This window comes from Streptomyces sp. NPDC029044 (assembly GCF_040637495.1).
Classification (GTDB): Bacteria; Actinomycetota; Actinomycetes; order Streptomycetales; family Streptomycetaceae; genus Streptomyces.
This window is the reverse complement of record NZ_JBEZWN010000004.1, coordinates 1-20298: the sequence shown is the minus strand read 5'-3', so window position 1 is coordinate 20298 and position 20298 is coordinate 1. Positions and strand designations below refer to the sequence as shown.

The window sequence follows — 20298 nt, the reverse complement described above, 5'->3', positions numbered from 1 at the left end:
GCAGGTCCGGGAAAGGACCGGCCTCCGGGCGCCGGCTCAGGCGGGCTGAGCAGTATGTCGACGGTCCGGCGAAGAGCTACTCCCCTTCTGCGCCGTCCATCGTACGCGACACCCCTGATGTGAAACTTTCCCCGTGAACCTTGTCATGTCATGCACGTGTCACTAACTTCTCACCGGGCGCACACCTGTGCGCAACACGGCACCGCGAGCATTCCCCTCGCTCGCACGCCACACCCCCTTCTCCCCAGGGAGTCCGCATGCCCAGGTTCTACGCGCGTCGACGGCTCAGCGTGGCCGCGGCCGCCACCGCGCTCATATCGTCCGTGGCCCTCTTCAACGCCCCCACGGCCTCCGCCGCCCTCCCCACCCCCGTGAGCGGCGCCACCGCACGCTCCTACCTCGCCTCGCTCACCGTGGCGACCGAGGACCGCACCGGCTACAACCGGGACCTCTTCCCGCACTGGATCACCCAGTCCGGTTCCTGCAACACCCGCGAGGTCGTCCTCAAGCGCGACGGATCCAACGTCCAGCAGGACTCCTCCTGCGCCGCCACCAGCGGCAGCTGGTACTCCCCCTACGACGGTGCCACCTGGTCCGCCGCCTCCGACGTCGACATCGACCACCTCGTGCCGCTGGCCGAGGCCTGGGACTCCGGCGCCGACTCCTGGACCACCTCCCGCCGCCAGTCGTTCGCCAACGACCTGACCCGCCCTCAGCTCATCGCGGTCACCGACAACGTCAACCAGGCCAAGGGCGACCAGGACCCGGCCACCTGGATGCCCTCCCGGACGACGTACCGCTGCACCTACGTCCGCGCCTGGGTGCAGGTGAAGTACTACTACGGCCTCTCCGTCGACTCGGCCGAGAAGTCCGCGCTGACGAACTACCTCGCGAGCTGCTGACACGCTGATTCGTGTCGGGACCTCCCCGCTGACCTCCGTCGCTGCGTACCGTACGGGGCGACGGAGAGGGGAAACGACATGAGCGCACTGCGCCTCGGACCGCTGCTGAGGTACACCGACGGCTCGTCCGCGACCGTGTGGGTCGAGACGAGCCGTCCGTGCACCGCCGAGGTGCGCTGCGCCGACGGCGCCGGCGGCACGGCCCACAGCTTCCAGATCGCGGGCCACCACTACGCACTGGTCCCGGTGACCGGTCTGACGGCGGGTACGACCACCCCGTACGAGGTGCTGCTCGACGGCGCCCGGGTGTGGCCGCTGCCCGGCTCCCCCTTCCCGCCCTCGGCGATCCACGCGCCGGGCGGAGAGAGCGGCCTCGACGTCGCCTTCGGCTCGTGCCGCTGGGCCTCTCCCCCGGCGGGCGGGGACGACCCCGTGGGCCCGGACGCCCTGGACGCCCTCGCCACCCGCCTCGCGGCCGACCCCGAGGGCGAGCGGCCGCACGTCCTGCTGCTGCTCGGTGACCAGGTGTACGCCGACGAGACCTCCGACGCCACCCAACGCTGGCTGGCGGGCCGCCGCGACCTGAAGGAAGAGCCGGGCAACGGGGTCGCGGACTACGAGGAGTACACCCACCTCTATTACGAGTCCTGGCTCGACCCGCGCATCCGCTGGCTGCTGTCCACCGTGCCCAGCTTCATGATCTTCGACGACCACGACGTGATCGACGACTGGAACACGTCCGCCGCCTGGCTCGAAGACATGCGCGCCACCGGCTGGTGGCAGGAGCGCCTGCTGAGCGGCCTGATGTCGTACTGGGTCCACCAGCACCTCGGCAACCTCTCCCTGGAGGAACTGGCGGCCGACCCGGTGTACGAGGAGGTCCGCAAGGTCCCCGACGGGACCGACGTGCTGCGGGCCTTCGCCGCCCGGGCCGACGCCGACGCCGCCACGGTCCGCTGGAGCTACCGGCGCGACTTCGGGCGTGTACGCCTGGTGATGGTGGACAGCCGGGCCGCCCGGGTCCTCGCCGAGGAGGAGCGCGCGATGCTCGACCCGGGCGAGGAGGCCTGGCTGCGCGAGCAGGTGCGGGACCCGGAGGCGTACGACCACCTGTTGATCGGCACCTCGCTGCCCTGGCTGCTGCCGCACCTCGTGCACGACGCCGAGGGGTGGAACGCGGCGCTGTGCGGCGGTGAACGGGGCGCGCGCTGGGCGCGGTTGGGGGAGAAGGTGCGGCGCGCCGCCGACCTGGAGCACTGGTCGGCTTTCCCCGAGTCCTTCGCGGGGCTGGCGGAGCTGATCGCCGAAGCGGGCTCGGGCGACCGGGCGCCGGCGACGGTGTGCGTACTCTCCGGGGACGTGCACCACGCCTACATCGCCGAGCCCTCGTGGCCCGGCCGGGGCCCGGACGCCCGGGTGGTGCAGCTGGTCTGCTCCCCCGTGCACAACTCCGTCCCGCTGTCGATGCGGCTGGCGTTCCGCATCGGCTGGAGCGCTATGGCGCGGCGCCTGGGCCGCGGGCTCGCCCGGCACGGCCGCCTCCCGAAGCCGCCGGTCAGCTGGCGCAAGACGGGCGGCCCCTGGTTCGGCAACCAGCTCATGACCCTGACCCTGCGCGGCCGTTCGGCCCGGCTCCGACTGGAGCAGGCCAAGACCCGCGAGGGCACGGGCCCCCGCCTGAAGACGCTCCTGGACTCCGAACTCGCCCCGTAATCGCCTGGTGCGCCCGCTGGTTGACGCTGTGCCCCGCGAGACCCCGCGATGGCAGTGGGGCATCCCACAGCGAGCCTCGGCCGCCCCTGCGCGAGCTGGCGCTCGTCCCCGACTCGGCGGGCCGCCTCGCCCCTGGTATCGACATCCGGGGCGCGGGCGGCTCTCTGGTCGGCCTCGGCTCCCGCACGGCTCGCCCGACGTACCGGGGTCGGCCGTCCGTGTGAGAACCCTCATAGAGGCGCGCCTGCCGGAACCGGACCTGCGGCACCCGCCGACGCCCTCCCCTCCCTCCTGCGCCGCGGGCGGTGCCGACCGCACACCGCCGACGGTCATGAGACAGGCGGACTGGACGTCACATCCCTCCCTTATGGGCTGATGGACCGTCAAGGAGTTGCACACATACCGCTGTTCGCGTTCGGCGTGCCGACAGAAGGCGTGCACCGGGTGACCACCGCCGGAACTCGCCCAGGGGTGGATTCGGTCACTCTTTCGGAGGCGGACACGGTGGCGAGAGCCGTTCTACGTGCGACAGGGCCGGAAACAGAGCCCCAACCGGAGGCAAAGTCGTGGCCAAATGTTGAACTTGCAAGCATCAATTAGGCACACCTAACGTGGGCTACTCCGCGGTATCCGTCCCCGACCGGCCTCCCCAGGGCCGGCCAACCGAAGGAGAGACCCCCCACATGACCGCTCGCCTCAACGGCGCACAGCCGTACGCGCTCGGACTGTTCCGGATCGTCGTCGGCCTGCTCTTCGCCTGCCACGGAGCCGTCGCGCTCTTCGGCGTCCTCGGAGGCGTGGACGGCAAGGGCGGCACCGCCGCGACCGGTGCCTGGCCGAACTGGTACGCGGCCGTCATCGAACTCGTCGGCGGCACCCTGGTGCTGCTGGGCCTCGGCACCCGCATCGCGGCGTTCATCTCCTCCGGCGCGATGGCCTACGCGTACTTCAAGGTCCACCAGCCCCAGGGCCTGTGGCCGATCGAGAACAGCGGCGAGGGCGCGGCCATGTACTGCTGGGCCATGTTCCTGCTGATCTTCACGGGCTCCGGCGCGTTCGGCCTGGACCGGCTGCTGGCCCGGCGTACCTCGACGCAGGAGCAGCGCACCGCCGGCCAGACCCCGGTGGCCGCCTGAGCCGCCCCGCACCTCGGACACCCAGCGGCGCCCTCCCCACCGGGAGAGGCGCCGCTTCGCGTTTACCAGCCCGGCATCAGTGCTGTGAGGACGGCATCGCATATGCCGTATACGCCGGCAATCCGGTGCGAGGCGCGACGAGGTGAACACTCCGCACCGAACGTATGAGCCCCCCGTGAACCGCCCGTCACACCCCAGGCGTACGCTCTATGGCTGTCATGGCCACTCCTGCCGTTTCCGCCCGCGCCATCGCGGCACGGTCTGGCCCACGGGGGAGTCACGGGGAGTCGCGGTGCTGGAGCACTTGGGGTTGCTGATCGGCAGCCCATGGATCTACGCGGTGGTGGCCTTGTCCGTCCTGCTCGACGTGTTCCTGCCGGTGCTGCCCAGCGGCGTCCTGGTGATCACGGCGGCCACGGCGGCGGCAGCGGGCACGGCGGCCGACGTGCCCGACATCCTCGCCCTGACCCTCTGCGCGGCCACCGCCTCCGTCCTGGGCGACCTGCTGGCCTACCGCCTCGCCTGGCGCGGCGGCGCCCGGCTGGACCGGGCGATCTCGCGTTCCCGGCGGCTGACCACCGCCCAGGAACGCCTCGGCGCGGCCCTCGCACGGGGCGGCGGCGCCCTCGTCGTCCTCGCGCGGTTCGCTCCCGCCGGCCGTTCGGTGGTCTCCCTCGGTGCGGGCGCCGCCCACCGCCGCGCCCGCGACTTCCTGCCCTGGTCGGCCCTGGCCGGCCTCACCTGGGCCGCGTACAGCGTCGCCCTCGGCTACTTCGGCGCCCACCTGCTGGGCGCGAGCTGGGTGGCCACGGCGGTGTCGGTGGGGGCGCTGTTCGGCGCCGGAGCGGGGGCGGCGTATCTGATGCGGCGCGAGCCGCGGACGTCGTAGACCGGCTCCGGCCCACCACCACGACCACTCCGAGACCTGGAAGCGGCTGAGACATTGACAACCACAGCGTCGCGGGACGCCTCCCGAATAGGACGGATCGCGCTCGCCGCGAGGCGGCGGCCCCGGGCGATGCTGTGGGCCGCCGCCGGTGTGATCACTCTCGGTTTCCTCGTCGCGCTCCAGATCACCGCACACCACCTCGGCATGCCGGGGCCGATCACCACGCAGGCCCGCGAGGTGATCCACGCCCCCAAGTCGGGGTTCCTGCTCTACGCCAGCATGGCGCTGACGATGGTGGTGCTCACCTGGCGGCAACGGCTCATCGCCCTCGGCACCGCGGTCGGCATCGACCTCGTCTTCCTGCTGGTGCGATGGGCGACCGGTACCTATCCCGCCGAAGGCCACCCGTTCGGCAACGGCGCGCTGTGGGTGATCCTGGGCGTCGCGGTCTTCGCCCTCGTCCGCCGCACCGGCCCCGAACGCCTCCTGATGCTGAAGGGCGTCGGGCTCGGCCTGTTGCTGGTCACCGGCCGCAAGACCGGTGACACCTGGCTGTTGATCACGTCGCAGACCCGGCCGGTCACCCTCGACCCGTACGTCGCCATGGCCGATCACGCGCTGGGCAACCCGTCGTGGCTGGCGGGCCGGCTCCTCAGGGCGAGCGGCCCGGTCGGCGAGCACGCCCTCGACTACGTCTACGCCCAGCTCGCCGTGGCGGCGGTCTGCGTGGCCCTGTACCAGCTGCGCAACGTGGCGGCCGAGCAGCGCTTCCCGCGCCACCACCTGGTGCGCACCTTCCTGCTGATCGGCCTGCTCGGACCGGCCTTCTACATGATCTACCCCGTGGTCGGGCCGATGTTCGCCTACGGCCCCGAGGGCGGGCACTGGGCGGCGGCCGACCTGTGGCCGGACACCCTGCCGCCGATCACCACTCCGTACGAGCTGCCGTTCGACGAGATCACCCCGCGCAACTGCATGCCCAGCCTGCACACGGCCTGGGCCGTCACGATCTTCATCCACTCCCGCAAGGGCCCGCGCGCCCTGCGGTACGCCGGCACGTTCTGGCTGGTCGCCACCCTCGCCGCCACGCTGGGCTTCGGCTGGCACTACGGCGTGGACCTCATCGCCGGTGTGGTGTTCGCGTACACGGTCGAGGCGGCGCTGCGCACGTACGACCGCGGGTGGGACCGGGCCGGAGTGCGGCTGATCGCGTACGGCGCGGCCGTCTTCACGGTGCTGCTGGCGTCCTACCGCTTCGTGCCGCTGGAGATGGCCGCATACCCGTGGGTGTCCGGCCCCCTCCTCCTGCTGGCGATGGCCTCGGTGGTCTACGGCTACCTGCGGACCACCCGGTTGTGGGAAGCGGAGACCGTACCGGCGCCGCGCCCCGAACCGCAGGCGGAACTGGCGGTCTGAGGCGCAGGGCGTTCCGCCCGGGACCATCTCGACAGGATCAGGCCCGGCCGTCTCGAACGGGTCAGGCCCGGCTCGCCTTCCGCGCCCCGGCCCCGCGGACCTCCAGACCGTCCAGCAACTCGGCCGTGGCCTGCGCGACGGCCTCCACGGCGCGGTCGAACACCTCCTGGTTGTGAGCGGCGGGGGCGCGGAATCCCGAGATCTTCCGCACGTACTGAAGGGCGGCAGCGCGCACATCGGCCTCGGTGGCCTCTTCCGGCATCGCGGGCGGACGCAGCGTCTTGATACTCCGGCACATGCCCCCAGTTTCACCCGCCCGGCCCTCCTGCGACAGCCACGCCTGCCATGATCACTCCGAGGCGGCCACCATCCCGGGGCCGACCGACGAGAGGAACTCCTCGTGGCGAACGAACTCAGCGTGGCCGTACTGGGCCCCGGCGGCGTGGGCGGCCTGCTCGCCGCCCTGCTCTCCCGCTCCGGCCACCGCGTGATCTGCCTGTCCGGCGAGCGGACCGCCGAGACGCTGCGCACCGACGGCATCCAGGTCCGCAGCGCCCGCTTCGGCGACTTCACGGCCCGCGTCGAGGCGGCCACCGAGCTGCGCGAGCCGGTCGACGCGTGCCTGGTCACCGTCAAGGACACCGCCCTGGACGCCGCTCTGGCCCGCGTTCCCGCCCCGGTGCTGGGCGACGGCCTCCTCGTGCCGTTCCTGAACGGTGTCGAGCACCCGGCCGCCCTGCGGGCCCGCTACCGGCCCGACCGCGTGGCCCCCGCCGTGATCCGCGTCGAGTCGACCCGGGTCGCACCGGGCGTCATCGAACACGGCAGCCCCTTCGCGGAGATCGACCTGACCGGCACGGACGTGCCTCGGCCACGCCTCGACGCCCTGGCCGAGGCCTTCGCCACGGCCGGTCCGGCCGCCCGGGTCCTGGAGGACGAGACGGCGGCCCTGTGGGCGAAGATGTCGTTCCTGGCGCCGTTCGCCCTGCTGACCACGCGCTACGGCCTCCCCCTCGGCGACGTCCGCACCCGTCACCGCGACGAGCTGACCGCCCTGGTGGAGGAGACCGCCGCGATCAGCCAGGCGTGCGGCGGCCCGGCGGACCCCGCCCAGGCCCTCGCCCGCTACGACGCCTTCCCGGCGTCGATGAAGTCGTCGATGCAGCGCGACGCCGAGGCCGGCCGGCCCCTCGAACTGGACGCCATCGGGGGCGCGTTGCTCCGCGCGGCCGAGCGCCACGGGGTTGCGGCCCCGGTGGCGTCGCGCGTGGTGCGGGAGTTGTCGGACCGGGCCGGGGGCACGGCCCGGCGCTGATCCGGCGCCCGTTGCCCCCGGCACACTCGTTCGCATGAACCACAGGAAGGAACTCGCCCGGCAAATTCGAACAGGCGTATCATTGGGCCGTGGCTACGACCTATGACTTTCCGAGTGACCTCCTGGCCGGTCAGGAGGAACTCCATCAGGTCCGGGCCGAGCTTTCGGCCCTGCTGAAGCGGCTGCCCTGGTCGGTGGAGCCGCTGGACGGCTTCAGCGACGACAACGGCTGGCGCAAGGTGGAACGCCCCGCCTCGCCCGGCTGGAGCGCCGACGAACAGGCCGAAGTGGAGAAGCTCCGGCAGCGGGAGCACGAACTGGCGGTGTTCGTCAGCACCCACCGCTACTGGTCCGAGCTCGCCGGCCCCGAGCGGGTGGCGGCCCGCTCGGAGCTGAAGCACGCGCACGAGGTTCCGCCGGAGGAGACCGGCGGAACCTCGTGACGCCCGACGGGGTCAGCTCTTGGCGTCCATCATCCGCTTCATCTCACGGATCTCGGCCTGCTGGGCGGTGACGATGTCACCGGCCATGGCCTTGGCGGGGCCGTAGCGGCCCTTGCTCTGCTCGGTCCGGGCCATCTCCACGGCCCCCTCGTGGTGTTCGACCATCAGGGTCAGGAACTGGTGGTCGAAGGCCTTGCCCGTCAGCTGCTCCAGCGCGGCCATGTCCTCCTCGCCCATCATCCCGGGCATGCCGGAGTGGCCCGACGCGGAGTGGTCCATGCCCCCGCCCGCGCGGGGCACGTCCTCGCCCCAGGTCCTCAGCCAGCCGGTCATGGTCCGGATCTCCGGATCCTGCGCCTTCTCGATCCGCCCGGCGAGGTCCTTGACCGCTCCCGAGGAGGCCCGGCCGACGGCCAGCCGCGCCATCTCCAGCGCCTGCCGGTGATGCGGGATCATGCCCTGCGCGAAGGTGACGTCCTGGGGGTTGTGGGCGCCAGTGGCCGACGGGGTCCCGGTGGGGCCGTGGCTACCGGCGTCGCCGTGGCCGGCACCGCCCGCGGCACGGTCGGCACCGTCACCACCGCACGCGGCCAGGACGACCGCCGCGGCACCCGCGGCCGCCACCAGGGCAGCCCGGCGCGCCAGGGTACGAATGCTGTTGCTCATGCGTGAACTCCTGCTTCTGCAAGGAATGGAGAATTCGGGACACGACGGAGCACCACGCCGTTCCGCGCACAGGTCGGTGCCGGCCGGCGTGATGGGGTGTGTCTAAATCCGCAGAAGCTGGAGCTCGGCCAGGGAAGGCGGGGCCCGGGCACCATCCGTGTCCACGACCGCGTACGCCCGTACGGCGCTCTCCCCCGCGGCCACGGGGACCGGGTCGGCAACCAGCGGGGGCAGCACCGGCCCCCCGCCCACGGCACCGGACGCACAGGTCGCGTCGGCGTGCCGGACATGCCCGTCGGCGCAGTGCAGATAGGGCATGGCGTGGGTCGTCGCCGCGGAGACCGGGCCCGTCCGGGCCTGGTGCCCCTGCATCACATGAGCCCGCTGGGGAAGCCCACCCCCGGGCGCCAGCCCATGCATCCCGAGCAACCCCGCCAACAGCCCCAGCACGCACAGCACATGCCACCGCCGCGGGGCGGGTCGCTGAGCACGCTGGGCGGGGCTGTTCACGCGCTCATAGTAGGGGGCGGGCCCGAAGCCCCGACGCAGGAGACCCCCCAGGAGCGTTCCTGGAGGGCCTCTGAACTCTGCGTGGTGGGCGCGGACGGTTTCGAACCGCCGACATCCTGCTTGTAAGGCAGGCGCTCTACCCCTGAGCTACGCACCCGGCTCCCGGGCCACGTGCCCAGGACGAGTCGACAGCCTACATGGCCGGGGGCACGGTCCGGCAAACCCGTATCGCGGGAGCGCCGGGGTGCCGGGGTGCCGGGGTGCCAGGGTGCCGGGGTGCCGGGGTGCCGCACCTGGGGGTAACCCCACCTTTGATCCGGGAGTGGCCCGGATCCCCCGGCGGGCCCCGGATCCATACGGTCGTAGAGCGCACCGCAGCGCCGTCGTCCGTCCAGGGGGAGACCGTCATGACCGCACGCACCGCCACCGTCCGCGCGACCGCCCGCGCCACCGCCCTCGCCGGTGCCGTCGTCGTGCTCGTCGCCGGGCTCAGCGCCTGCGGGGCGTCCGCCGGGGACGACACGGACCCCGACCGCCGGTCCTTCGGCCTCCAGGGCCGCACCCTCACCGTCGACTCGGACGACTCGGCCCTGGAGATCGTCGCATCCGGCGAGAACCCGGCGGGCAAGATCGAGGTCACCCGGTGGTTCCAGGGCTCGGTCGTCGTCGGCAAGGAGCCCGAGGTCACCTGGGCCATGCGGGACGACCGTCTGGTACTGCGCCTGAAGTGCTCCGGCATCGTCGTCGACTGCTCGGCCAAGCACCGCGTCGAGGTCCCCCGCGGCATCACCGTCAAGGTGCAGGACGGCGACGGCACGGTCCACGCCCGCGGCTTCCGGGACCCCCTGAACATCCGCACCGGCGACGGATCCGTACGCGTCACCGACACCACCGGCCCCGTGGAGGTGCGCACCGGCGACGGATCCATCCGCGTCTCCGGCACCAGCGGTCCGCTGCGGATGCGCACCGGCGACGGGTCCATCCGCGCGGACGTCTCCTCCCGCGACGTCCGCACCCACACCGGCGACGGTTCGGTCCGCCTCGAACTCGGTGCCGTGCCGGACCGTGTCGAGTCCCGCAGCAGCGACGGCTCCGTGACCATCGCACTGCCCCGCGCCGCCTACCGCGTGACCACCGAGACCGGTGACGGCGGCGTCGACGTGTCCGTGCCCCGCGACGAGAACAGCTCCCACCGGGTGTCCGCCCGCACCGGCGACGGCAGCGTGACGGTGCGAACAGCGAACTGAACGGCCCGTGTGTTCGTCCTCTACCGGTGGGAGAATGACACCGGGCAGGGTGGACCACAGCACGGGAGAGGGATGTGACGGCGACACCAGGACAGCCGGACTCGCCGTCGGTGCCGCGCGCACACCGTCCGCGTCGCCGCACCCCCCGCGTCCCCGGGCCGCTGCGCGACACGCTCGTCCTGGCCGCGCTCCCGCTGCTGGCCGCGCCGGCCCTGGCCGCCGCCTTCGCCGGCGGGGGCACCCGGCGCTGGTTCGGCGGCCGGGCCGAGAACCAGCGGGCCGAGGCCCAGGCCGCGAAGGACGCCGCCGCGGCGGCCTTCTACGAGCTCGACACCGCCCAGCGCGACCTGCGCATCTCGATCGAGACGATCACCGCCGTCGATGACTCCCCCGCCGCCCGGCGGGCCGTCGCCGACTTCGACGCGCTGGGCCGGCGGATCGACGAGGCCAGTCACCGGTACATCAACGCCGTCGACGCCCACGATCTCGACCGCGACGACCTGGAGGCCGCCGCCGCGTCCCGCGCCCGCGGCGAGCTGACCGCCGCCAAGGAGGAACTCGGCCGGGTCAAGCAGGAGCTCGACCGGTTCACCGACGGTCTCGGCCCCCTCCTCGGCAAGGCGGAGACCCAGCTGGCCCGTCTCGCCCCCGCGGTGGAACGCGCCCGCCAGGCCCTGCTCGCCGCCTCCAACGCGCTGGACGCCGTACGGGCGTCGGGACTCAGGGCGGACGACCTCGCCGCCCGGCTCGCCGCCCTCTCCCCGGAGCTGACCAAGCTGAACCAGGGCGCCGGGCAGCACGGCGTGCCGCAGACCCTGGAGCGGGCCGAGCGGGTCACCCGCGAGGCCGAGGCGGTCCGGGTGGAGGCCGAGCGGCTGCCGGACCGCGCCGCCGAGATCGACCACCGGCTCGTCTCCCTGCGCACCCGCGCCCAGGCCCTCACCACCCGCTCCGAGCAGGTGGAACCGACCCTGAGTGAGCTCCGCCGCCGCTTCACCGCGGCCTGCTGGCAGGACCTCCAGCACGTCCCGGACGCCGCCGCCGAGAACGTCCGCCAGGCCGAGGCCAGACTGGCCGAGGCCCGCACCGCCCGCGGCGAACAGCGCTGGGCCGACGCGACGGCCCTGCTGTCGACCGTGCGGGCCCTGCTGAACAACACCGACGAGGCGGTCTCGGCCGCCGGGGACCGCCTGCACCGACTGAACGCGGTGCAGAAGGATCCGCAGCAGGAGATCGACCGCACCCGTTTCGCCATCCGCGACGCCCAGCGCCTCGCGATGGCCGGCCGCAACACCCCCGACCCGCGCCACGCCCGCCCCCTGGACGACGCCGTGGCCCGCGTGGACCGCGCCATCGCCGGCCTCGAAGGCCGCCACCCCGACTACTGGCACTTCCTCACGGAGATGGAGGGAATCCGGCGGACCGTGGCCCGGGTGGTGGACTTGATCCGCGAGGAGCGAGGGGCCGGACACTGAGCCCGGCCCCCGTCCGGTCTCAGGTGCGGTAGGCGTAGTAGTACGCGTTCGGGTACGACGCGACGATGCTCGCCACCGACCTGCGGAAGGTGTTGTTGGAGTGGTAGGTCACGTACGGCACTCCGCCGCTCTTGTACGTGACGATCATCGTGTGGTCCTTGGACCCGTCCTTGTCGAAGTCCACCTGGAGGACGTCGCCGACCTCCATCTGGTAGACGTTGGCGAGCGGGCTGGTCCGCTTGGAGTTCTGGGCGAACCAGGACCACTCGTTGACGCCGATGAACGAGTGCGACTGGATGTCGGCGTTGCCGAACCACCGGGTGTAGTCGTACACGTAGCCGGGGACGTGCTTCCAGCCGCCGGCCTTCAGGGCCTGGCTGACGAAGTTGGTGCAGTCGCCGCCGGCGCCGCGGCCGCTGAAGTCCGGGTAGTCCTTGTTGTAGGCGTTCCAGTGCTTCTCGGCGTAGGCCGCCATGGCCTTGTAGTCGTACGTCGTGCCGGTCTTCGGGGCGGCGGCCGGGTAGCGGGTGGTCGCCGCGCGCGGGGCGTTCGGCATGGTGTCGGCGGCGGCGGTGGCCTTGACGGGAGCCGGCTTGGAGAGCGTGTTCACCGCGAGACCGCCCTGGTCGGCGTCGCGGATCCCCGTCAGCCGCCAGTCGCCCCGCCGGTCGGCCGTGAAGGTCAGCTCGTGGCGGGCCTGGAAGCCGGTGGTCTTCGGCGCGTTGCCGCGGGTCCGGGCGTAGGTCAGGGTCGTGGTCTCGGTGACCTCCGCCTTGGCCGTACGGCCCGTCACCCGCGTGGCGTTCAGGGTGACGGTGGTGCTGGCGTCGCGGTACGTCTCGCCGGCCTCGGCCAGCTTCTCCTTGCGCTGCCCCAGCGCGGACCGGGTGGCGTCCTCGGTGCGGGCGGTGCCGGAGGACAGCGCGACGTCGCCGGAGAAGCGGTCGGTCAGCGGCTTGTCCGCGTCGGCGCGCCCGCCGTCGACCAGGGCGTTGGTGCGGTCGGTGAAGACGGCGTCGGCCAGCCGCTGGAAGGTGGCCCTGGTCCGCGCGTCCACCGTCGGATCGTCGCTGACCGCAGCGCCGGCGCTCCAGTTGGGCAGCAGGGCGACTCCGGCGACGACCGAGGTCGCCGCGGCGCCGACTATGGTGACGCGGCGTCGCGTCCCGCTCAATTTCCGTGATTTCACTGGTGTTTCCCCTCTTGCCCCGGCCAAAGGGTTGCCGGGGTAGGAGATCTTTGCATGGAATGTGTGACTGCTGTGAAGAGTGTTGCGCCGGTTGTTTTCGGCACTGATCACTTCACGACCGTCGACCAGTCGGGTGACTGTGCGGGGTCGAGGCCGCGGAGCCGTTGCAGGGTCGCGGGCTTCTGCACGTCGAGCCAGTCGGCCAGTTCCCTGAAGGACACGCATTTGACGTCCTTCTTCGTGCACATCGCCTTGACGATACGGTCGACGGCCCTCATGTAGATGCCGCCGTTCCAGTCCTCGAAGTGGTTGCCGATGAACAGCGGGGCCCGGCTGCCGTAGTACACGCGGTTGAAGCCCGACATGTAGGAGGCGACGGTCTGTTCCTCCCACTGGGGGTAGTTCGCGGGGTCGCCCTCGGTCTCGCCCTCGGACTGGTTGTAAAGGAAGTTGAAGTCCATCGACAGGCCCTGGTACTTGCCGCCCTCGTAAGGGAGCATCTGGAGCGGGAAGTCCCATATGCCGTTCTTCTTGCGGGGCCATATCTGGAAGTCGCCGGCGGAGCTGGCGTCGTAGCGCCACTTGTAGTCCTTGGCGGCCGTCAGCAGGTTCTCCTGGCCCTCCAGGCAGGGCGCCCGGCCGCCGGTGACCTCCTTCCTGAAGTCGAACGGCAGCGGGTCGACGTCGCGGAAGCCGGTGTTGGTCTTCCACTTCTCGGCGAAGTCGTAGAACTGGTCGATCTCGCTCTTCCACTCCGCGACGCTCCAGTCGCCGCCGCCCTTCTCGCCGCAGAAGTGGCCGTTGAAGTGGGTGCCTATCTCGTTGCCGCCCTGCCACGCCTTGCCGAGCTGCTCCAGCGTGGTGCGGATGTGCTCGTCGGTGGCGAAGCTGATCGCCGCCGAGCCCTTGGGGTGCTGGGGCGGGGCGTAGAGGTCCTTCTTGCCCTTGGGCAGGAGGTAGATGCCCGTGAGGAAGAAGGTCATGTGGGCGTCGTACTCCTCGGCGAGCTCCCGGTAGTGCGAGAAGAGCCCGTCGTCGCCCTGGAGCGCGCCGTCCCAGGAGAAGACGACGAACTGGGGCGGCTTCTCGCCCGGCTTGAGCGGTACCGGCTTCAACTGGCCCTTCGGGGGGCCGGTGTAGGAGGTGGAGCCGTCCCCGAGGACCTTCGTCCTGCCGTCCCACTCGGGTTCCCGGTCCGGCTTCGCGGAGGGTTCCTTGCGGGTCCCGGAGGAGGCGGCCGGGGCGGTGGTGTCCGAGCCGGTCAGGATCAGATAGCCCGCGACCAGGGACGCGACGACGAGGAGCGCCGCCAGGGCCAGGATCCCCGGGGGCACGCTGCGGCGGGAGGCGCGGGGTCGTCGGCGGCGGCCGGAGGGCGATTTCATGCGCGGCTCATTCTGCGAAGGGGGGTGGGGGGTTCGGGGCGGTGCCGGGCGCGGGGTCAGCCGATGCCGCGGGCACCGGACCAGATGCGGTACGGGACGCTGTCCCCCGGGGAGCCCGCGATCCCCTTCAACGGGAGGGGTTCGAGGCTCTTGCCGAGGTCGATGCGGTAGGCCACCACGGCCGTCGACACGGAGTGGGCCGTGCCGACGTACCAGGCGGCCGTGTCGTTCTGCGTGGTGCCGGCCTTCCCGGCCACCGCGGCGGCCGGGTCCACGCCCGGGCGGGCGGTGCGGAAGGCGTCCGTGAGGGCGGACTGGACCGCGGCGGCCACGCTCGCCTTCACCGCGCGGCGGGAGGCGGGCTTCGTCAGCGCGATCCCGGAGCCGTTGCGGGTGATGCGGGACACCGAGTACGGCTCGACGTGCTTGCCGGCGGCGGCGAACGTGGCGTATCCGCTGGCCATGCGGATCGCGCTGGGTGTGGCACTGCCCAGGGACATCGCGGGCACCTGCGGGCCGAAGCTGGAGGAGAGCAGCCCGGCCCGCTGGGCGGTGGCCCGCACCCGGTCCAGGCCGGTGTCCATGCCGAGCTGCATGAACGGCGTGTTCACCGACAGGGCGAGCGCCCGGCCCAGGCCGATCCGCCCGTAGGACTTCTTGCCGTCGTTGTGCGAGGTGACCTGCTTGCCGCCGCGGTCCCAGTAGGGGCCCTCGGGTGTCCTGACGGCGATGCCGTCGTCCCCGTCGTACAGCGTCTGCGGGGTGACCTCGGTCGCGGCCCCGTCCCGGGTCTTGTGCACGCCGTTCTCCAGGGCGGCGGCGTAGACGAAGGGCAGGAAGGCCGAACCGGCGGGCACGGTGGTCGCGTTCGACTCGTTGTAACCCTGGGTGCGGTGGTCGGGGCCGCCGTGGACGGCGAGGATCCGCCCGTCGGTGGCCACCGACGAGGCGCCGAAGTGCAGGGACTTCGCCTTGGCCGGATCCTTCTTCCGCGCCTGCTTGCGGGCCTTGGCGACGGCTTCGGTGAGCGCGGCCTCCTGCTTGCGGTCGAAGGTCGTGTAGATCTGGAAGCCGCCGAAGTCGAACTCCTTGTCCGAGAGGTGCGCCGCCTTCTTGGCGTACCGGGCGGCCAGTTCCACGAGGTAGTCGCTCTGCTTGCCGGTGTCGAACCCGGGCGCCCGCTTGAGCGGTTCGGGGAACTTCGTGTACCGGGCCCGTTCGGCCTTCGACAGGGTGCCGGTCTCGGCCATGCGGTCGAGGATCCAGGACCAGCGTTCCACCGCCCGGTCGTGGTTGGCCTCGCTCAGGGCCGGGTCGTAGAGCCCCGCGCCCTTGAGGAGGGAGGCGAGGAAGGCGGCCTCGCTGACGTCGAGGTCGCCGACGTCCTTGCCGTAGTAGGCCTGGGCGGCGCGCTGGATGCCGTAGGTGCCGCGGCCGAACCAGCTCGTGTTGAGGTAGCCCTCCAGGATGTCGTCCTTGCTCATCTGGTTGTCGAGCTTGAGGGCGAGCATGGCCTCGGTGAACTTGCGGCGGACCGAGCGGTCCTGGTTGAGGTAGACGTTCTTGACGTACTGCTGCGTGATGGTGGAGCCGCCCTGGGTCTCCCCCTGGCCGACGGTGCGCCACAGTGCTCGGCCGAGGCCGCTGAGGGATATGCCGGGGTCGCTGTAGAAGCTCGCGTTCTCCGCCGCCAGCACCGCGTCGCGGACGTCCTCGGGTATGTCCTTGAGGGGCATCGCCTGCCGCCGGACCCAGCCGGTGCGGGCCATGGGCGTCCCGTCGGACCAGAAGTAGACGTTGTCCTGCTGGGTGGCGTAGGAGTTGAGGTTCTCCGGGATGTCGGTGGCGGCGTAGGCGGATCCGAGGAGGACGACGCTCAGACCGGTGAACGCCAGCGCGGCGCCGAGCCACTGCCGCCAGGAGGGCGCCCAGCGGCGCCAGCCGACGCGGCCGGCGTGCGGGTAACGGGGCCGCAGGCGGCGGGCGTCGGACGCGACGCGGGTGACGAGCCGCGTCAGCCCCGGGGATGCGGCGGGGAGACGGGACAGGGCGGAGGCACGGGGAGCCTTGCGCCGGCGGCGTGACCTGCCCCGGCCGCTGTCGTCCGGCGCCGTGCCGGAGCGCGTGTCCGCGCTGCCGGTGGCGGCCGGCTCGACGGCGCGCAACATCATGGTCTCGTCCGCGTTCAGGGAAGCGGGGACCTTCAACTGCATGGTCTCGTCCGATTCCCGCCCAGCCTTGGACACGGCTGCGTCTCCCTCCCGCTCACGGTGGTGCTCGCGCGGAAGGGCATGGCTGCCGTGTTCGACGGCAGCGAGCCCTTGCGTTCCCCCGCCCTTACGGCTTCTCGCGACGATCGAAAGTTACCAGCGGCCTTTACAGGTCCTCCACACCGGTACGGCAAGAGTGATCAAACGGAATCCGGAAGGGCGGCACTTCCGCCGTCGCGGATTAACCTGTCCCCATGCCTCGCTACGAGTACCGCTGCCGGACCTGCGGCGACACCTTCGAACTCAGCCGTCCCATGGCGGAGTCCTCCGACCCCGCGGCCTGCCCCTCCGGTCATGAGGACACGGTGAAGCTCCTCTCCACGGTCGCCGTCGGAGGCTCGGCCTCCGCCCCGGCTCCGGCGCCCCGCGCGGGCGGCGGTGGAGGCGGCTGCTGCGGGGGCGGCTGCTGCGGCTGACGCCGCCTCCCGGGATTTCCTCAGGAGTCCTTCAGCTTCGGTTCCCTACCGTGGCGGCATGACAGCCATCGCAGCGGACGCCGGACCGCAGTGGGTCAACGACCTGATGGACGCGCTGGGCGCGCCGGGAGCCGGTCTCGCCATCGCCCTGGAGAACCTGTTCCCGCCGCTGCCCAGCGAGGTGATCCTGCCGCTGGCCGGGTTCGCCGCGAGCAGCGGCCGGATGAGCCTGCTCGCCGTCCTGCTGTGGACGACGGCCGGCTCGGTGATCGGCGCGCTCGCGCTGTACGGGGTCGGCGCGCTGCTCGGCCGTGACCGGACGGTGGCGATCGCGGCCCGGCTGCCGCTGGTGAAGGTCTCGGACATCGAGAAGACCGAGGCCTGGTTCCTCAAGCACGGCACGAAGGCCGTCTTCTTCGGCCGGATGATCCCGATCTTCCGCAGCCTGATCTCCGTGCCCGCGGGCGTGGAGCGCATGCGTCTGCCGGTGTTCCTGGGCCTGACCACCCTGGGCAGCGCGATCTGGAACACGGCGTTCGTGCTCGCGGGCTACTTCCTCGGCGCGAACTGGCACCGGGTCTCGGACATCGTCTCGACCTACTCGAAGGTGGTCCTGGCCGTGGCGGCCGTTGCGGTGGTGGCATTCATCGCCGTACGGCTGATACGACGCCCCAAGGAGACCGGGCGGCACGGGGCGCGGGGAACGGCGCGAGCGGCCACGACGGCGCCGCACCCGCACGACGACCACCCCACCCGAACGCTCAGGCGCCCCGCACTGTCTCCAGAAACTCCCTCAGGATCCGCTCCCCGGCGAGGACACCCCGGTCGGGAAGCACCCTGATCGAGGGAGCCGCGAAACCGGCGTCGGCCAGCTCCCCGTGGCCGGGCCGCCAGCCCTGGTCCGCCGCGAGCAGCAGGTCGGTGTCGAGCAGGGAGTCCCCCGCGGCGAGCGTGAGGTCGGCCCCGGTCCGCCGGGCGACCTCCCGCATCGCCGCGCTCTTGGTGAGCGGCTTGGGTACGGCGTAGATCTTGCGGCCCTGGAGGGACACGGTCCAGCCGCGGTTCTCCGCCCACACCGCGAGTTCCTTCACCCAGTCCTCGTCGAGCAGCTCGCGCTCGACGACGAGGTAGGCGAACAGGTCGTCGGCGACGCGGTGCTTGCGCACCCAGACCGGGTCGGCGGCCCTGAGCAGGTGCTCCTGCACCTCGGCGAGCGGCGCGCACTGATCGGCCAGCCGTGCGGTGACCTGCGCGTGCCAGTCTGGGTCGGAGACGCCGTCGACCATGAGGTGGCCGCCGTTCGCGCAGATCGCGTACGTGGGCTCCGGGCCCGGCAGGTTGATGCGCTGGTACTGCTTGCGCGTCCGGGTCGTCGTCGGCACGAACACGGCCGCGTCGCCCAGGTCGGTGAGGAGCCGGGCCGCCGTCTCCGTCATGTACGACAACGGCTTGCTCTCGTGCACCTCCACACACAGCAGCCGGGGCGCCCGTGCGTCCGGCATGGTGAGCGCCAGGGCGGCGGCGGAGTAGATCAGGGTGCGATCGAGGTCACTGGCGACGAGGACGGGCATCAGACCGACACCGCCTTGCCGTCGACGCCGGTCGCGCCCCGGGTGTACCGGGGGTGGATCAGGCCGACGCAGGTGTAGGGCAGTGCGTCGACCTCCTCGACGGGCACCCCGCGCTGCTCGGCCAGCAGGCGCACGTGGTCGAGGTCGCTGCCCGCCCCGGCGCGTGCCAGGACCTTCCAGGGCACGCGGCGCAGCATGACCCGGGTGGTCTCACCGACGCCGGGCTTGACGAGGTTCACGTCGTGGATGCCGTACTCCTCGCTGATGCGCTCGACGGCGGCCCAGCCCTCCCAGGTGGGCGAGCGGTCGGCCGCGAGCAGCTCCTTGGCCTGGGCGCAGGCGGCGTCGGTGACCTCGGGGAAGCGGGCGGACACGGCGTCCAGGAAGGCCACCGAGACGTCGGTGGCGGCGAGTTCGCGGTAGAACTTCGCGCCGTGGAAGTCGTGCGGGCCCACCAGGTCCGCGCGCAGCACGGTCCGCGAGATCAGGCCGGAGACGGTGGAGTTGAGGCAGGCGGAGGGGATGAGGAAGTCCTCGCGGGTGCCGTAGGTGCGGACGCAGGAGCCCGGGTCGGCTAGGACGGCGATCTCGGGGTCGAAGCCGGTGACGCCGTCGGACTTCTCGAACTCCTCGAGGGCCTGGGCGAGTTCGCGGGTGATGGCGCCCTTGCCGGTCCAGCCGTCGACGAAGACGACGTCCCGGGGGTCGTGGTGCCGGGCGAGCCAGCGCAGCGCGTTGGCGTCGATGCCCCGGCCGCGGACGATCGACACGGCGTAGTGCGGCAGGTCCAGGCCGTGCCGGTGCTGGGCCCAGCGGCGCATGAGGATGCCGACGGGCGTCCCGGCGCGGGCCAGGGAGACCAGCACGGGGCGCGGGGACCGCTCCGCGAGGACCGTCTCGGTGACGACGCCGACCGCCTGGGCGATCCGGGCCGCCGACTCCTCCAGCGCGGCGTGGAACAGCTCCTGGTACTGCTCGCTGGGCTGGTACTCCACGGGCAGCGACTCCGCGTAGTGCGCGCCGCCGCTCTGGATCGCCTCCTCGCGCTCCTCGGTCGGCGCCTCCAGCGTCACGTCCGAGAGGTCCTGGAGCAGCCAGCCGACCTCCTCGGGCGCGTACGAGGAGAAGGCGGGGCCGCGGAGGGGCTCGGGCAGCATGGAGGGCCTTTCGGGGGCGTACGACGGTATGACGGCGAGGAGGACCCGCGGCGTGTGCGCGGCGAGACGGGCCAGCAGTCCGTCGGGCGCGTGCAGCGCGGGGGTGTCCGCGGCCGAGTCGACCACCGCGACGACGGCGTCGAAGCCGGCGTCGGCGACGTTGTAGGCGTAGCGCTCGCCGGGGCCGTCGGCGGGGTCGTCGTGGGCGGGGAAGGCGAGGCGGGTGCGTATCGCGTACCCCGGGTCGTCGACCGCGAGGACGGGTGAGCGGGTGGTGGTGGAGTAGCGGACCTCGATGCCGGTGGTCCGCTCCAGCTCGCGGGCGAGCCTCAGCGGCGCGTACATCAGCTCCTCGAAGCCGAGGATGTGGACGCGGCGGGCCTGCGCGGGCAGCGCGTCCGCCAGCCGGCGGGCCATCGCCGGGAGGGCGTCTTCCAGGAGCTCCCGATGGGCGGGGGTGAAGCCGTGTCGGCCCCCGTCGGGCAGGCCGGTCGGCCAGCGCAGGTCGACGCGGTCGTAGTCCGCCTGCGGGCCGGTGGGGGCTGGTCGCGCGGTTCCCCGCGCCCCTGAAAAGGGCGTGTCGGCAACGCCCTCAGGG

At 72.2% G+C, this 20298-nt stretch carries 19 protein-coding genes, 1 tRNA gene and 1 pseudogene; 12 read left to right on the top strand and 9 right to left on the bottom strand.

What is annotated here, in order from left to right:
* Positions 1-257 precede the first annotated feature (257 nt).
* The 6 genes and pseudogenes from AB0E85_RS04995 (at position 258) to AB0E85_RS04970 (ending at position 6056) form a co-directional block, all read left to right on the top strand.
* A complete protein-coding gene (locus AB0E85_RS04995) occupies positions 258-902 on the top strand; it encodes an HNH endonuclease family protein (RefSeq protein WP_361922427.1) in 645 nt (214 codons plus the stop codon).
* Positions 903-980: 78 nt separating this feature from the next.
* Complete coding sequence (locus AB0E85_RS04990; protein ID WP_361922425.1) at positions 981-2615, top strand: alkaline phosphatase D family protein; 1635 nt, start codon at positions 981-983, stop codon at positions 2613-2615.
* Positions 2616-2805: 190 nt separating this feature from the next.
* A pseudogene (locus AB0E85_RS04985) lies at positions 2806-3215 on the top strand (FAD-binding protein); the annotation flags it as partial.
* Between the two features lie 83 nt (positions 3216-3298).
* Complete coding sequence (locus tag AB0E85_RS04980; protein WP_361922423.1) at positions 3299-3751, top strand: DoxX family protein; 453 nt, start codon at positions 3299-3301, stop codon at positions 3749-3751.
* Between the two features lie 292 nt (positions 3752-4043).
* Complete coding sequence (locus AB0E85_RS04975) at positions 4044-4640, top strand: VTT domain-containing protein (protein ID WP_361922422.1); 597 nt, start codon at positions 4044-4046, stop codon at positions 4638-4640.
* Positions 4641-4769: 129 nt separating this feature from the next.
* Positions 4770-6056 (top strand): phosphatase PAP2 family protein, encoded by a 1287-nt coding sequence (locus AB0E85_RS04970; protein WP_361923088.1) that lies wholly within the window; start codon positions 4770-4772, stop codon positions 6054-6056.
* 61 nt (positions 6057-6117) lie between these two features.
* On the opposite strand, the gene AB0E85_RS04965 is transcribed toward AB0E85_RS04970, so the two are convergent.
* Entirely contained in the window at positions 6118-6354 is a 237-nt protein-coding gene (locus tag AB0E85_RS04965) for a DUF2277 domain-containing protein (protein ID WP_355829748.1), read from the bottom strand.
* Positions 6355-6456: 102 nt separating this feature from the next.
* Between AB0E85_RS04965 and AB0E85_RS04960 the strand changes: the two genes are divergently transcribed.
* Together AB0E85_RS04960 and AB0E85_RS04955 are read left to right on the top strand one after the other, a co-directional pair.
* The gene (locus AB0E85_RS04960) at positions 6457-7371 is read left to right on the top strand and encodes a 2-dehydropantoate 2-reductase (RefSeq protein WP_361922420.1); all 915 of its coding nucleotides are present in this window, start codon (positions 6457-6459) and stop codon (positions 7369-7371) included.
* An 89-nt stretch (positions 7372-7460) separates the two neighbouring features.
* Positions 7461-7814 carry a hypothetical protein gene (locus AB0E85_RS04955; RefSeq protein ID WP_355829742.1) on the top strand — a complete coding sequence of 118 codons (354 nt, stop codon included), beginning with the start codon at positions 7461-7463 and terminating at the stop codon, positions 7812-7814.
* A gap of 12 nt (positions 7815-7826) precedes the next feature.
* Here AB0E85_RS04955 and AB0E85_RS04950 read toward each other — a convergent pair whose 3' ends face one another.
* The 3 genes from AB0E85_RS04950 to AB0E85_RS04940 all read right to left on the bottom strand — a co-directional run bounded on the left by AB0E85_RS04950 (position 7827) and on the right by AB0E85_RS04940 (position 9147).
* Complete coding sequence (locus AB0E85_RS04950; RefSeq protein WP_361922417.1) at positions 7827-8480, bottom strand: DUF305 domain-containing protein; 654 nt, start codon at positions 8478-8480, stop codon at positions 7827-7829.
* A 102-nt stretch (positions 8481-8582) separates the two neighbouring features.
* Positions 8583-8930 carry a DUF6153 family protein gene (locus tag AB0E85_RS04945; protein ID WP_361923085.1) on the bottom strand — a complete coding sequence of 116 codons (348 nt, stop codon included), beginning with the start codon at positions 8928-8930 and terminating at the stop codon, positions 8583-8585.
* A gap of 142 nt (positions 8931-9072) precedes the next feature.
* Positions 9073-9147 (bottom strand) — tRNA-Val (locus tag AB0E85_RS04940).
* A gap of 250 nt (positions 9148-9397) precedes the next feature.
* Here AB0E85_RS04940 and AB0E85_RS04935 point away from each other — a divergent pair.
* Positions 9398-10237, top strand: a complete 840-nt coding sequence (locus tag AB0E85_RS04935; RefSeq protein WP_361922416.1) for a DUF4097 family beta strand repeat-containing protein — start codon at positions 9398-9400, stop codon at positions 10235-10237.
* 74 nt (positions 10238-10311) lie between these two features.
* Positions 10312-11712, top strand: coding sequence for a hypothetical protein (locus tag AB0E85_RS04930; RefSeq protein WP_361922414.1), 1401 nt, complete (start codon positions 10312-10314; stop codon positions 11710-11712).
* 19 nt (positions 11713-11731) lie between these two features.
* Here the strand turns inward: AB0E85_RS04930 and AB0E85_RS04925 are convergent, their stop codons facing one another.
* From AB0E85_RS04925 to AB0E85_RS04915, 3 genes are all read right to left on the bottom strand, one after another.
* Entirely contained in the window at positions 11732-12886 is a 1155-nt protein-coding gene (locus AB0E85_RS04925) for an amidase domain-containing protein (protein ID WP_361922412.1), read from the bottom strand.
* A 122-nt stretch (positions 12887-13008) separates the two neighbouring features.
* The gene (locus AB0E85_RS04920) at positions 13009-14286 is read right to left on the bottom strand and encodes a hypothetical protein (RefSeq protein ID WP_361922410.1); all 1278 of its coding nucleotides are present in this window, start codon (positions 14284-14286) and stop codon (positions 13009-13011) included.
* A 56-nt stretch (positions 14287-14342) separates the two neighbouring features.
* A complete protein-coding gene (locus AB0E85_RS04915) occupies positions 14343-16499 on the bottom strand; it encodes a transglycosylase domain-containing protein (protein ID WP_361923082.1) in 2157 nt (718 codons plus the stop codon).
* Positions 16500-16750: 251 nt separating this feature from the next.
* Between AB0E85_RS04915 and AB0E85_RS04910 the strand changes: the two genes are divergently transcribed.
* Positions 16751-16972, top strand: coding sequence for a zinc ribbon domain-containing protein (locus tag AB0E85_RS04910; RefSeq protein WP_184557282.1), 222 nt, complete (start codon positions 16751-16753; stop codon positions 16970-16972).
* A gap of 58 nt (positions 16973-17030) precedes the next feature.
* Positions 17031-17813, top strand: a complete 783-nt coding sequence (locus tag AB0E85_RS04905) for a DedA family protein (protein ID WP_361922408.1) — start codon at positions 17031-17033, stop codon at positions 17811-17813.
* On the opposite strand, the gene AB0E85_RS04900 is transcribed toward AB0E85_RS04905, so the two are convergent.
* Together AB0E85_RS04900 and AB0E85_RS04895 are read right to left on the bottom strand one after the other, a co-directional pair.
* Positions 17734-18543 carry an HAD family hydrolase gene (locus AB0E85_RS04900; RefSeq protein ID WP_361922406.1) on the bottom strand — a complete coding sequence of 270 codons (810 nt, stop codon included), beginning with the start codon at positions 18541-18543 and terminating at the stop codon, positions 17734-17736. The genes AB0E85_RS04905 and AB0E85_RS04900 overlap by 80 nt on opposite strands.
* Positions 18543-20298: cysteine protease StiP domain-containing protein (locus tag AB0E85_RS04895; RefSeq protein ID WP_361922404.1), on the bottom strand; the 1756-nt coding region annotated here is incomplete at its 5' end. The genes AB0E85_RS04900 and AB0E85_RS04895, both read right to left, overlap by 1 nt.

What these genes read in the sequence shown, in the direction of transcription:
- AB0E85_RS04965 (WP_355829748.1), bottom strand. Translation starts at nt 6,354, where the DNA reads ATGTGCCGGAGTATCAAGACGCTGCGTCCGCCCGCGATGCCGGAAGAG.
- AB0E85_RS04980 (WP_361922423.1), top strand. Translation starts at nt 3,299, where the DNA reads ATGACCGCTCGCCTCAACGGCGCACAGCCGTACGCGCTCGGACTGTTC.
- AB0E85_RS04935 (WP_361922416.1), top strand. Translation starts at nt 9,398, where the DNA reads ATGACCGCACGCACCGCCACCGTCCGCGCGACCGCCCGCGCCACCGCC.
- AB0E85_RS04915 (WP_361923082.1), bottom strand. Translation starts at nt 16,499, where the DNA reads ATGCAGTTGAAGGTCCCCGCTTCCCTGAACGCGGACGAGACCATGATG.
- AB0E85_RS04900 (WP_361922406.1), bottom strand. Translation starts at nt 18,543, where the DNA reads ATGCCCGTCCTCGTCGCCAGTGACCTCGATCGCACCCTGATCTACTCC.
- AB0E85_RS04990 (WP_361922425.1), top strand. Translation starts at nt 981, where the DNA reads ATGAGCGCACTGCGCCTCGGACCGCTGCTGAGGTACACCGACGGCTCG.
- AB0E85_RS04970 (WP_361923088.1), top strand. Translation starts at nt 4,770, where the DNA reads ATGCTGTGGGCCGCCGCCGGTGTGATCACTCTCGGTTTCCTCGTCGCG.
- AB0E85_RS04910 (WP_184557282.1), top strand. Translation starts at nt 16,751, where the DNA reads ATGCCTCGCTACGAGTACCGCTGCCGGACCTGCGGCGACACCTTCGAA.
- AB0E85_RS04950 (WP_361922417.1), bottom strand. Translation starts at nt 8,480, where the DNA reads ATGAGCAACAGCATTCGTACCCTGGCGCGCCGGGCTGCCCTGGTGGCG.
- AB0E85_RS04920 (WP_361922410.1), bottom strand. Translation starts at nt 14,286, where the DNA reads ATGAAATCGCCCTCCGGCCGCCGCCGACGACCCCGCGCCTCCCGCCGC.
- AB0E85_RS04905 (WP_361922408.1), top strand. Translation starts at nt 17,031, where the DNA reads ATGACAGCCATCGCAGCGGACGCCGGACCGCAGTGGGTCAACGACCTG.
- AB0E85_RS04995 (WP_361922427.1), top strand. Translation starts at nt 258, where the DNA reads ATGCCCAGGTTCTACGCGCGTCGACGGCTCAGCGTGGCCGCGGCCGCC.